Origin of the sequence: Peptoclostridium sp., from assembly GCF_009881055.1 — a bacterium.
GTDB lineage: Bacteria > Bacillota > Clostridia > Peptostreptococcales > Peptostreptococcaceae > Peptoclostridium_A.
The window spans coordinates 1-12778 of record NZ_WXFG01000013.1 but is presented as its reverse complement, the minus strand read 5'-3'; the positions used below and the strand labels follow the sequence as shown (position 1 = coordinate 12778).

Annotated in this window: 9 protein-coding genes; 1 reads left to right on the top strand and 8 read right to left on the bottom strand. The window is 44.7% G+C overall.

Features of this window, described 5'->3' with window-relative positions; translation table 11 throughout:
- Positions 1–442 precede the first annotated feature (442 nt).
- The 8 genes from GT589_RS02350 to purR form a co-directional block, all read right to left on the bottom strand.
- Positions 443–2047 carry a putative polysaccharide biosynthesis protein gene (locus GT589_RS02350; RefSeq protein WP_293395409.1) on the bottom strand — a complete coding sequence of 535 codons (1605 nt, stop codon included), beginning with the start codon at positions 2045–2047 and terminating at the stop codon, positions 443–445.
- A gap of 99 nt (positions 2048–2146) precedes the next feature.
- Positions 2147–3142, bottom strand: coding sequence for a peptidylprolyl isomerase (locus tag GT589_RS02345; RefSeq protein WP_293395406.1), 996 nt, complete (start codon positions 3140–3142; stop codon positions 2147–2149).
- A gap of 33 nt (positions 3143–3175) precedes the next feature.
- Positions 3176–6556, bottom strand: a complete 3381-nt coding sequence (mfd, locus tag GT589_RS02340) for a transcription-repair coupling factor (protein ID WP_293395403.1) — start codon at positions 6554–6556, stop codon at positions 3176–3178.
- Positions 6557–6570: 14 nt separating this feature from the next.
- Complete coding sequence (gene pth / locus GT589_RS02335) at positions 6571–7131, bottom strand: aminoacyl-tRNA hydrolase (RefSeq protein WP_293395400.1); 561 nt, start codon at positions 7129–7131, stop codon at positions 6571–6573.
- Positions 7132–7206: 75 nt separating this feature from the next.
- Positions 7207–8160: a ribose-phosphate diphosphokinase gene (locus GT589_RS02330; protein ID WP_293395397.1), complete on the bottom strand. Its 954-nt coding sequence runs from the start codon at positions 8158–8160 to the stop codon at positions 7207–7209.
- Positions 8161–8216: 56 nt separating this feature from the next.
- Positions 8217–9590, bottom strand: coding sequence for a bifunctional UDP-N-acetylglucosamine diphosphorylase/glucosamine-1-phosphate N-acetyltransferase GlmU (gene glmU / locus GT589_RS02325; protein WP_293395394.1), 1374 nt, complete (start codon positions 9588–9590; stop codon positions 8217–8219).
- Between the two features lie 161 nt (positions 9591–9751).
- Entirely contained in the window at positions 9752–10042 is a 291-nt protein-coding gene (spoVG, locus tag GT589_RS02320) for a septation regulator SpoVG (protein ID WP_293395391.1), read from the bottom strand.
- 187 nt (positions 10043–10229) lie between these two features.
- Positions 10230–11042, bottom strand: a complete 813-nt coding sequence (purR, locus tag GT589_RS02315) for a pur operon repressor (protein ID WP_293395389.1) — start codon at positions 11040–11042, stop codon at positions 10230–10232.
- A 225-nt stretch (positions 11043–11267) separates the two neighbouring features.
- On the opposite strand from purR, the gene murC reads away from it, so the two are divergent.
- On the top strand, positions 11268–12635 hold the full coding sequence (gene murC / locus GT589_RS02310; RefSeq protein ID WP_293395386.1) for a UDP-N-acetylmuramate--L-alanine ligase: 1368 nt from the start codon (positions 11268–11270) through the stop codon (positions 12633–12635).
- Positions 12636–12778: the final 143 nt, after the last annotated feature.

The following is a 12778-nucleotide window of genomic DNA, read 5'->3' as shown; positions in this document are numbered from 1 at the left end:
TCCTGAGCCAGGATCAAACTCTTAAAAAGAAATCCTTAGGACATTGTCCTTTTAGCTCATTGTGACATCTTTCGATGCCTCACTGACTTTAAATAATTTTGATGGCTTAGCCATCTTTAAAAAATAAGCCTGCTGTTTAGTTTTCAAGGTTCAATGCGATGTGACTTATATATCTTACCACTTCGAAACTTCAAAGTCAACACCTTTTATTTGTTTTTAATTTCTTTTGTGTTCCAATTCTCTGCCGCTCTCGGCGACATAGACTAATATATCAGCTTTGCTTTCGCATGTCAACACATTTGCTTATAAAATTGCGAGTCTTCCTCCAAGGTTCATATTTCCAGCGCCTATATCCCCTTAAGCAGAATGGCCTGCTGCGCTTTTTATGTATAAAAAGCGCAGCAGGCCATTCTTAAATGACTGTCTGCTCACAGGCTATAGACTATACCTTTAACAGCCTCATTTTTTTAAGCATTCCCACAAGCTTCTTTCCTCTTGGGATCGCGAGTATCTCCGACTCTTTTATTATTCCGACCCTGAAAAGCAGAACTCCATACGCAACCATTCCTATGCATATTGAAACTGCACAGGAGAGATTGTTTCCAAGTGTGCCTACTACAGCAGCGAATGAAACCCATACGACTCCTCCCATTACAAGCGATGCCAGCATAGGTTTAACTACGGAATCCATGATCTCGAATTTAATGTTCATATATTTCTTTATATAAATGAAATTGAGCACGGCAGCCACGCCGTATGCAACCACCGTTCCCAGCGCTGCGCCCTTTACGTTTATCGACGGTATTCCTGTGAGAATATAGCTTATCCCTATCTTGAACACCGCACCTATGGCAAGGTTCTTAACTGGAACATAAGCTCTTCCAAGGCCTTGGAATATACCTGTGAAAGTCTGCGTGTAACCCAGAAAAACCACACCCAGCGAAAGGTAAAGCAGTATGTCGCCGGCAGACGCAGGCTCATTCGGGAAAAGCAACTTCATTATAGGGACAGATAGCACAGCAAGTCCGAATGCGGCCGGAAATGAGGCTATGCTCGATACCTTGACTGATATTTGAGTATACTCCCTTGCTCCATCCATATTTTTTTGTGCCATATACTGGGATATAAGAGGAACAAGGCTCATGGAAAGCGCAACCGTGAGCACCTGCGGAAGGTTAACGAGCGTAGCAGCCATCCCTGTAAGCTGGCCATAAAGGCTTGAGGATTCTTCAACACTAAAGCCTATTTCTTGAAGCCTTCTCATTACTATGGCCGTATCGATGAATGTCATTATAGGTATAATACCCGCTCCTATAGTTATAGGCACAGCAATATTCAGCAGCCTCTTGATAATCTGTGACGACGATTCCTCACCGAAATCACCCGGATTGCTCTCGATTTCGCCATGTATATTTTTTTTGTTCTTGATATATATATAGAACATGAAAAGCGCCCCAAAAATTGCCCCCGCTGTAGCTCCAAACGACGCTCCTGCCGCAGCATATTCCTTGCCCCTGTCAAGCAGGAAAACAGCCAGGAACAATCCGAGTGCAACTCTGAAAAACTGCTCTATTATCTGCGATATAGCTGTAGGCTTCATGTCCTGAAGCCCTTGGAAGTAACCTCTGTATGACGACATCATTGAAACGAAAAAAAGCGCCGGAGCAATTGCCTTCATGGAATACTCCGCCTTTGGATTTTTAAACCAGGTACCGACTAGAAATTCCGAACCAAAATAAAGCAACAGCGAGCTTAGTACGCCTACAGATATAAGGGCTATGAACGACACCTTGAATATCTTGTGCGCTCCTTTTCTATCTCCGAGTGCAATTTTTTCAGACACAAGCTTTGATATGGCCGTTGGAAATCCGGCAGTGGATATCACCAGAAGCAGCACGTACATAGGGTATGCCGTCGAATAGTAGCCTATGCCTTCAGAGCTTATTATGTTGGTGAGCGGTATCCTGAAGAACGCTCCCATAACCTTGACTATTATACCTGCGATTCCCAGTATGAAAGCTCCCTTTAAAAAGGAATCTTTTCTCATATGTATTTCCTCCTAGATTTTTTACCATTAAAACTTTTCAGGCTCGGACATGCGCCCGAGCCGTTCATTAACCCACCAAAGAATCAATTATATATGAGTCTACTTTTTAGTTTCGTCCTTGAGCAGCTTTTCAACCTTTGCCTTCTCGTTAAGTCCGGCAGCGTATTCATTATATTTGTTCTGCTCAACCTCGCTCTTTATTGAATCCTTCACCTTATCAAACGCTGGTATCTCGTCTATCCTGTCAGTCACCTTTATTATGTGGTAACCGAACTGACTTTTGACAAGCTCTGATATTTGGCCTTTTTCAAGTTTAAATGCAGCCTCTTCGAATTCCGGCACCATTACGCCCTTGCCGAAGAAATTAAGATCTCCGCCATTTTGAGCTGAGCCCTCGTCCTGCGAATACTTCTTGGCAAGCTCCGCAAAATCTTCTCCCGCCTTGGCCTTTTGAAGCACCTCGTTTGCCAGCTTCTCCTGCTCCTTAGCCTTGTCTTCAGGCAACGGATTCATACTGTCATCCACGGTCTTAAAGAGTATGTGCGACGCCCTGACCTGTTGATTCCTGTAGTTTTCCTTGTTCTTTTCAAAATAGTCTTTGATTTCTGCATCTGTGAGCTTTATCTCTGCCTTGAAGTTCTTTTCAAGCTCCGCTACAGCAAGCTCTTTTCTCAGCTGATTTTTGATGAACTCATCGTCAATCTTGTTCTTCTCAAGGAAAGTCTTCATGTCCGCACTTTTTGCGACATTGTCCTTGAATTCCTTGAGCGCCTTGTCAACCTCAGAATCCTCAACTTTTACGCCTTCCTTCTGGGCCTCCTGGTAGAGCACCTCGACCGATATCATCGTTTCGAGCACCTGCTCCTTAATAAGCTCGTTGAATGTCTTTCCGTCTCCGGCGTCCTTAGTCCATATTTCCTCGCCGTAGAGTCCTTCGTATCCCTTCTTAGTTAGCGCCAGGTTCTTTTCAAAATCCTGTGCCGTGATGAACTTGCCGTTTACTTTGGCCACATTTTCACCTGATTTTCCGGAGCTGCATGCCACAAGTGAAATAGCCAGCAGGGCAATTATAACAATGTTCGTAATTTTCCTCATAGCTAACATCCTTTCTATTTTTATGCTGACATATTATTGTAACATCTTTTCCATCACCATAGCAATTTCTGTAATCAATTTGTAATCTTCTTTTTCCTCTTTCGGCTTGAACATATAGTATGGCTCTATATATATCTTCTCATTATGGTGCTTTATGGCTTTTACTCCCATTTTTTTGCCGAGAGATTTGACATAAGCAGTCATTATGAGCGTCCTCACAGGCACAGGTATGTCTGAGAATCTGTCTTCTATCTCCTCTTCCACCTCGTACATTTCTTCCCTGGATTCTATTGATGCTATCTTCTTATATATTTCTATCTTTGCAAGTTCGTCTTGTATATAATCCTGCGGGATATAGGCATTGAGCTTGAGCTCTATTTCGGTGTCTATTTCAGGTCTTACCTCTTCACCCTTAAGCCTTCTTATGGCGTCCGAGAGCATCTTCACATACAGATCATAGCCAATGGCAGACATGTGCCCGTGCTGCTGCGAGCCCAGGAGATTTCCCGCACCTCTTATTTCAAGATCCCGCATTGCAATTTTGAACCCCGAGCCGAACTCTGTGAACTCCTTTATCGCCTTAAGCCTCTTTTCCGAAATTTCAGTGAGCATCTTGTCCTTTTCGTATACCAAATATGCATAGCCCTGCCGCGAGGATCTGCCAACCCTGCCCCTCAGCTGGTACAGCTGAGATAGGCCCATCTTGTCAGCATCGAAAACTATCATCGTGTTGGCATTTGCTATGTCCATTCCTGTTTCTATTATTGTTGTGCATACCAGCACATCGGTTTCCTTTTGAAGAAAGCGCATCATAACGTTCTCCAGCTGCCGTGCATTCATCTGGCCGTGTCCGAGGTCTATCCTTGCGGAAGGCACAAGCTTCTTAATCTTGGCGGCCATATCCTCTATTCCTCCGACCCTGTTGTATACAAAAAACACTTGTCCGCCCCTTGAAATCTCTCTTTCTATAGCGTCAGCAATTATGCTCTCCTTGGCTTCCACAACGAAAGTCAGTACCGGATGCCTTTCTTCGGGCGGTTCCTCTATTATACTCATGTCGCGTATGCCTGTAAGCGACATATGAAGCGTACGTGGAATTGGCGTTGCAGACATGGCAAGCACGTCCACGCTCGATTTCAGGCTCTTTATCTTTTCCTTGTGCTTTACTCCAAATCTTTGCTCCTCGTCTATGACAAGCAGCCCAAGGTCCTTAAACTTGATGTCATCTGACAAAAGCCTGTGTGTGCCTATAACCACATCGACAAGCCCTCTCCTTATATCGTCCGCTATGTGCGATTGCTCTTTTCCAGTCTTGAACCTGCTAAGCACCTCTACCCTTATGGGGAACTTTTCGAATCTCTCCCTGAATGTGTTGTAATGCTGCTGCGCAAGTATTGTGGTTGGCACAAGCACCGCAACCTGCTTTGAATCCATGCAGGCCTTAAACACAGCCCTTATAGCCACCTCGGTCTTGCCATAGCCTACATCGCCGCATATGAGCCTGTCCATAATACCATCGGACTCCATATCTTTTTTGACTTCCTCTATCGCTCTTTTTTGGTCCTGAGTCTCTTCGTGCGGGAAGAGGTTTTCAAATTCGAACTGCCATGGAGTGTCCTCCCCGAACTGGTAGCCTTTCATGCCCTCGCGCCTTGCGTAAAGCTCAATAAGCTCCTTTGCCATCTCTTCGACTGCCTTTTGAGCCTTGGCCTTGGCCTTGTTCCACTCACTCGTTCCGAGCTTGCTCAGCCTAACCTTTTCTCCTTCGCCGCCTATATATTTTTGTACCTTATCGAACTGGTCCGTCGGGACGTAGAGGCTGTCTCCGGCGGAATAGACAATCCTGAGGTAGTCCTTTGTCATATCGCCCACTACAAGCTGCTTCATCCCCTCGTATTTGCCTATGCCATGGCTTTCATGCACCACGTAGTCTCCTATTTCCAGCTCCATGAAACTTTCAATTTGTCTGGCGTTCTTGGATCTTATCTTTTTCTTCTGGAAGGATTTCTTGTGAGCTCCCAGTATCTCAGTATCCGTTATTAGCGTGAAGGCGCAGTCCAGGTAAGAGAATCCCGAGCTTATGTCTCCGGGAGATATTACAACCTGAGACGGCCTCATGGAGTATTCCCTGTTGCTTGTAACGCTGGCTTCTATAGAATGCGCAGAGAGCATTTCCTGCAAGCCTTTCGCCTTGTCGGGACTGCCTATTGATATGAGTACGCTGTGCCCTTTTTCCTTGAGGAATTTTATTTCTCCTGCTGCCATTTCGGTCTTGCCGCCAAAGCTCGGGACCTCCCTTGCCGAAAAACTGTATGCCGCAGCCTTCTCGAAACCTTCGACGTCCTTTGGCAGCGTAGCGAGCATAAGAAGCCTTTTGTCCTCAAAGCACTCCTGAATGCGGTCCATTCCAAACAAAAGATTGCCCTGCTCTTTACTTGCCTCTCCACGCTCTAGGCTTGCAACGAATATCTCAGCAAATTCGCCTGCATAGTTCCTCTGCCTCTGGAGCACTCTCTCGGGCTCGTTCATCAAGACTAGCGAAGCCGCGCCCATGTAGTCAAGGAGAGTGTCCGGCTTGTCGTATATATAGTCTATATGGTTTTCTATGCCTTCAAAATAAATACCTTGAGAAAGCTTGTCCATCTTTCCTGCAAGCTCTTCAGAAAGACCCGCCGTTTCGGGTATTTCTGCTGCCGTTCCAAGCCCCACGCTCGGATTATATATAACTTCTCTTGCCGGAGCTATTGTCACAGAGGTGATTTTTTCAATGGACTTTTGGCTGATTGCGTCAAAGCTTCTCATAGAGTCTATCTCATCGCCAAAAAGCTCTATTCTGACGGGGTTTTCAAAGCCGGGTGAAAAAATGTCTATTATTCCGCCCCTTACACTAAACTGACCTATACCCTCGACCTTGCTCTCCCTTTCGTAGCCCAGAGCCGCAAGACTTCTTGAAATACGCTCTACATCTATTATGCTGCTTGAATTTATCTCTATAATACTGTCCAAGAAAACACTCTTGGGCACGTATTTCCTCATAAGATTGTCTATGCTGCTTACAATTATTATTTTTTCGCCTTTTGAAAGTCTCCTTAGCACGTCTATCCGCTTGGATTCCTCATTTCTGTCCCTGGCCTCCATCGAATAGAAGAATATGTCGCTGCAGGGCATGTATGCCGCGGCTTCACCCGCATAAAACCTTATATCCTCGTATATCCGCTTGGCCTCAAGCTCGCTGTGTGCTATTATAAGACCTTGTTTAATTCCGCTGTATTTAAAGAGCGCCGCACTAAAGTGTGCCTTCTGGCTCTGGACAAGTCCGTGCACGTGCAATGGGCCTTTCCCGTCTTTGATGTTTTCAATTATCTGATTGAATTCATAGCATCGTTTCAGGGGGCTCAAAAAAAGATCAGCCATTGGATGTCCTCCCATTATCCGTTGTATTTGTTCATTGCAGCTTCAACGCCACCACTAATTATCGCCTCAGCAGCCTCAGCAGCGCGCTTTTCAGTCTCTGCAATCTCCTTCATCTCTTCATTTGTGAATTTTGAAAGCACAAAAGATGCGAGATCCCTGCCATCAAATGGCCTTCCGACTCCTATTCGAATTCTCGGAAAATCGTCAAAGCCAATGCGGGAAATTATAGATTTCATTCCGTTGTGAGTGCCTGCGCTCCCCTTTTTCCTTATTCTTATTCTTCCAAAATCTGTATCTATATCGTCGTATACAACTATAAGCTCCTCCGGGCTTAACTTGTAGTAGCTGAGTATCTCAGCAAGCGAATCTCCGCTAAGATTCATGTATGTCTGGGGCTTTACAAGCAGCACCTTCTGGCCGCCTATGAAGCCTTCCCCCACCAGCGCCCTGTGCTTTAATTTTTTTACGCTTATGCCGTGCATATGCGCTAATATGTCTATCACGTCAAAACCCACGTTGTGGCGGGTACATTCGTACTGGCCCCCTGGGTTTCCAAGTCCTGCTATCACAAACACTCTTCATTTCCTCCTTCAAACAATGTCCATAACCTACAAAAGGCGGAGAATTAATATCTCCGCCGGTTTCAAACTCTAGTCAAACAGTCTGCTTACTGATTCATTTAGGAATATCTTCTTTATGGCCTTTGCAAATAAAGGTGCCACTGATTCAACTACTATCTTGTCTAGCTTCTTTTCATCAGACAGAGGTATTGTATCCAGCACTACAAGCTCCTTTATTGCAGAATCTCTTATTCTCTCTATAGCAGGGCCCGAAAGTACAGGGTGCGTGCAGCATGCGTATACTTCTTTTGCTCCAAGCTCCTTTAGTGCGTTTGCTCCATTGGTTATGGTGCCTGCCGTGTCTATCATGTCATCTACTAGTATTACGTTCTTGTCCTTTATGTCTCCTATTATGTTCATTACTTCACAAACGTTCGCCTTAGGCCTTCTCTTGTCTATTATTGCTATTGGCGCATCTAACAGATTAGCGAAATTTCTGGCTCTTGTAACGCTTCCAAGGTCGGGCGATACAACCACAAGATCCTTAAGGCCCTGATTCTTGAAGTGCTGCGCAAGTATAGGCACTCCCAGAAGATGATCCACCGGTATGTCAAAATACCCCTGTATCTGGGCCGCATGCAGGTCCATTGTAAGTACCCTTTGCGCACCTGCCGCAGTGAGAAGATCAGCCACGAGCTTCGCAGTTATTGGATCTCTCGCCTTTGCCTTTCTGTCCTGCCTTGCATAACCGTAGTATGGTATTACAGCTATTATCCTGCCTGCCGATGCCCTTTTAAGTGCGTCTATCATTATTAGAAGCTCCATTATATTCGTATTAACCGGAGCGCTGGTGGATTGAATAAGGAATACGTCTCTTCCTCTTACAGATTCGTTGAAATTGACAGAAATTTCGCCGTCACTGAAAGTAGAAACTACAGCATCACCCACAGGAACCCCCACAAGCTTGGCAATCTTTTGAGCCAGCTCGGGATTGGAATTCCCGGTAAACACCTTGATTTCATTTCCGCTGCTATTGAAATTCATTTCAAAAAACCTCCCAAATTTATATAAAAATTTAAGCAATAATTTTTCCAAGCAATTTAATCTTTTTTGCCCCAATTGCCGCTTTTCAGATAACCTTCCTTAGTGGTCTGCCTCTGTCTTGCTATGGCAAATGAATCCTCAGGCACATCGTCGGTTATAGTCGAACCTGCGGCTATATACGAATTCTCGCCTAGCTCAACAGGGGCTATCAGGTTTGTATTGCAGCCTATGAAGCTCCTGTCGCCTACCTTTGCCCTGGATTTTTTCTTGCCGTCGTAGTTGACAAACACTGTGCCGCAGCCGATATTGACATCCTCGCCCACGTCAGCGTCGCCTATATACGAAAGGTGTGAAGCCTTGGAATTGTCTCCCACGGTTGAATTCTTAACCTCCACAAAGTCGCCTATCTTGACATTCCTGCCAATAGTGCTGTTTGGCCTCAGGTATGCAAAAGGTCCCACCTTTGAGCCGCTGCCTACAGAGCTTTTTACTATTACCGAATTCTGAATCTCACAGCCATCGTCAAGTCTTGAGCTGTCAATAGTGCATCCCGGCCCCACTATGCAGCCTTCACCTATCACGCTGTAGCCTTTTATTATGCTTCCAGGATATATTACAGTGTCAGAGCCTATCACCGCGCCGCTTTCTATATAAGTAGCCACTGGGTCTATCAGCGTGACACCGTTTAGCATATGGAATTCATTTATTCTCTTTTTCATGAGGCATTCGGCCTCCGAAAGCTGTAGTCTGTTGTTTACTCCCATTATCTGCTCACTCGTCGCTCCTGCATATGCTCCGGCCGTAAGTCCTTTGCCTCTTATTATTTCGACTGCATCCGTAAGATAATATTCGCCTTGGGAGTTGTCGCTTCTTATCTCAAGCAGTGCCTCACGCAGGGCTTTGCCCTCAAAGCAATACATTCCCGAGTTTATTTCGCATATGAGCCTTTGCTCCTCGCTGGCATCCTTTTCCTCGACTATTCCAACTAGCTCCTTGCTTTCTCCCCTTATTATTCTGCCGTAGCCCTTTGGCTTTTCCATTAACGCCGAAAGTACGCTTACAGCAAAACCGTATTTCCTGTGGAATTCAATGAGCGCCTTTATCGTTTCTCCTTCGATAAGCGGCGTGTCTCCGCAGAGAATCACTATGGTGTCGCTGTCATCTATGTAATTATTTGCCATCATGACTGCATGACCCGTCCCTAGCTGCTCCTCTTGAACCACTGTCTTGACTCCCTCGGGCAGACAGTTCCCGACCGCTTCCGCGCCATGCCCTATAACCACGATGTTGCTTTGGGCTCCGGCCTCAAGCGACGCATCTATTACATGGTTTACCATCTCCTTGCCGCACACCTTGTGCAGGACCTTTGGAAGCTTCGACTTCATCCTGGTTCCTTTGCCAGCGGCAAGTATGATTGCTTTTATGCCCATTTGAGTTCACTCCTATATGATAATGTACGTTTCATACCCTTAACATTGTTTACAATTTCCATAATTAATATAGCACTTTTTAAATGAAATGTATACTTATATATCGACTTTTTAAACAAAAAAAGAACCTTTGCCAGGTTCCTTTTCTATGTCGTAATTATTTATTCCAGCCCAAAGTCCGCGCTGACTTCGGCAAGCGATTTTGCCTCGTCATACGCCCTAAGTATAGCATCCTGCAGCCTTTCCCTTGACTGCATATTTATAGGATGTGCTATATCCTTGAAGCCTCCTTCGCTGAGCCTTTTGCTCGGCATCGCCACAAAGTAGCCGTTTTTTCCCTCTATCACCTTGATGTCGTGGATCACAAACTCGTTGTCGAAAGTTACTGAAACTACGCCTTTCATCTTGCCATCATCGAGAACCTTTCTGACTCTAATATCAGTGATTTGCATTTTGTCCACTCCCTCCAAAAAAGCATGTAAATGCCTGGCTGAAATATGTATATTTAAAAACTGCCTTAAGCTATATTTTACATAAAAACTCATAAACCTTCAAGAAACTTCGAAATTTTCTGAAGTTTTTGTACAAAAAAAACGCAGGCTGTTTTGAGCAACTGAGCCTGCGCCGCTTTGTGTCTATTTAATTTATTATTTCATCATTAGGTACTGTCTCGACTAAGCCCGTTTCTATAGTTACCAGCTTCATAAGCGAAATACAGCCTTCTACCAGCTTTTTCTCCGGAGCATTTGTGGATATTAGGACACCCTTGCCGACCACATCAGCCTTGAACTCTTTCATGAGATCCTGCATCCCCTTTAGAGTTCCCCCACCTCTCATGAAATCATCTATTAGTATTACCTTAGAGCCCTCCTTAAGCGACTTCCTGGAAAGCGACATCGTTTGTATCTTTTCATTTGACGCCGAAGCATAATTTATGCTGAGTGAAGAGCCTTCGGATATCTTTGAATTCTTTCTTATTATGACAAGAGGAAGATTCATCGCATTCGCCGTTGCCAGCGCCAGCGGGATACCCTTTGTCTCTATTGTGACCACGCAGTCGGCAGCGCTATAGTCTATATATGTCGCAAACAGCTTTCCAACCTTGGAAACTACCTGCGGACTGTATATTATATCGATCAGGTATAGGAATTTTCCGGGAAGCACTCTTTCGGGATCATTTATCTGCTCACAAAGTTCGCTTAAGAACTCTCTTGCATCTTCACTTGAAACCTTAGGTATATATTTGACTCCGCCTGCGGCTCCGGCTATTGTTATAACCTTGCCGAGATTGAGCTTCTCGAATACATTTTTGACTATGAGTATGTCTTCGCTTATTGTGGACTTTGCCGCATTGAATTTTTGCGTGAAATAGCTCAGTGTGAATATTCTATTCGGGCTGTCTGAAAGAATTTTAACTATTCCTCCAATTCTTTCATTCCTCTTGAATTTCATACGCTTCCTCCTTAAAGTAATTCCTGTGTAGATATAATGCAAAACGCTTTATTGTTAATTCGTTATATTTTCAGGTCATATTGTGCTATAATTTAAAGTGCTTGTTGATATGTTTTAAAAAAAGTGCACGTTCAGCGCCAGATTAATCTTCTACATTATATACGAAAATTTTGCATTATTCAAGCTCAAATGTTCACTTTTTTATCATTTATGGAGGTAATTAAAATGCATATACATTTCATTGGAATAGGCGGCATAGGCATGAGCGGACTAGCCTTCATATGCCTGAAAAGAGGCCACAGGGTGTCCGGATCCGACTCAAAAAGCTCCGCCATCACCGAAAATCTTGAAAATTCAGGAGCAAAAATATACATAGGGCAAAAATCCGAAAACATCCAGAGCACTACCGACATTGCAGTATATACTGCTGCTGTGTCTTCTGACAACGAGGAGCTTGTTCAGGCAAAAAGCCTTGGCATCAAAACAATGGACCGCGCCGAATTTCTTGGACTTTTAATGAAGGATTTTTCAAACTGCATAGCCATAGCGGGAACCCACGGCAAAACCAGCACCACATCAATGACTTCTGTAATATTCAATACGAACAACCTGGACCCTACAATACTTGTGGGCGGCGACCTTCCCCACATAGGCGGCAATGTGCGCGTGGGCGGTTCAATGCACTTTATAACCGAGGCCTGCGAATATGTTGACAGCTTCCTCAAGTTCCACCCCACAATAGCCATAATAACCAATATAGACGCTGACCATCTGGACTACTTCAGAGACATCGACCATATAAAGGACTCATTTTCAAGATTTGCAGCACTTGTGCCAGTGGGCGGCCACATAATTGTAAATGGCGATGATGAGAACATCGGCGATATGCTTTCAAAATGCGAAGGTAAATTAAGGGGCGAAATAATAAGATACGGCTTCGACAGCTCGAACGATGCCTTAATAGATGGACTTGAGTTTGATGAGAACGGCCATGCCTCTTTCTCCTTGCTTCTCCATGGAGAAGCTCTTGGAAGGTTCTCACTCGAGGTTCCAGGAGTCCACAATGTGCTCAACTCCTGCGCAGCAATATTAGCTTCATATGCATGTGGCCTCTTGCCTGACGACATTGGCGCTGCCCTGTCAAGCTACACCGGCGTAGGCAGAAGATTCGAGCATATGGGGGAAGTAGGCGGCGTCAAGTTCATAGACGACTACGCCCATCACCCTACAGAGATTATGGCCACACTTTCGGCTGCAAGGCGTGCCGCCTCGGGCAAGGTGTGGTGCATATTCCAGCCCCACACCTACACAAGGACCAGGCTGTTGCTTGAAGAGTTCTCAAACGCCTTCGATGATGCAGACAATATTATAATAACCGACATATACGCCGCTAGGGAGGTTGACAGCGGTGATATCCACTCAAGGGACCTTGTAAAGAAGCTTGCAGACAAGAATAAGAATGCAAGCTACATCTCCAGCTTTGATGAGATAGCTTCATACGTGCTTGAGAACGTGCACAAAGGAGACATAGTTATAACAATGGGCGCTGGTGATATAAACAAGATAAACGACATAATATTCAAAGACAGATAATATAAAAAAAATGCCGAATTCGAGACTGTTTCATAGTTTGTGTAAACCTTCAAACTGATGTAGAATAAAATCAGTTTGGAGGTTTTTTATTATGGGAAGAAGAAATGAGAGTCCAGAAAAGAAAAGAAGAAGAGCGCTTATAG

Excerpts from the sequence above, each read along its gene's own strand:
- GT589_RS02350 (WP_293395409.1), bottom strand. The coding sequence starts at position 2,047 with ATGAGAAAAGATTCCTTTTTAAAGGGAGCTTTCATACTGGGAATCGCA.
- GT589_RS02345 (WP_293395406.1), bottom strand. The coding sequence starts at position 3,142 with ATGAGGAAAATTACGAACATTGTTATAATTGCCCTGCTGGCTATTTCA.
- mfd (WP_293395403.1), bottom strand. The coding sequence starts at position 6,556 with ATGGCTGATCTTTTTTTGAGCCCCCTGAAACGATGCTATGAATTCAAT.
- GT589_RS02330 (WP_293395397.1), bottom strand. The coding sequence starts at position 8,160 with ATGAATTTCAATAGCAGCGGAAATGAAATCAAGGTGTTTACCGGGAAT.
- glmU (WP_293395394.1), bottom strand. The coding sequence starts at position 9,590 with ATGGGCATAAAAGCAATCATACTTGCCGCTGGCAAAGGAACCAGGATG.
- spoVG (WP_293395391.1), bottom strand. The coding sequence starts at position 10,042 with ATGCAAATCACTGATATTAGAGTCAGAAAGGTTCTCGATGATGGCAAG.
- purR (WP_293395389.1), bottom strand. The coding sequence starts at position 11,042 with ATGAAATTCAAGAGGAATGAAAGAATTGGAGGAATAGTTAAAATTCTT.
- murC (WP_293395386.1), top strand. The coding sequence starts at position 11,268 with ATGCATATACATTTCATTGGAATAGGCGGCATAGGCATGAGCGGACTA.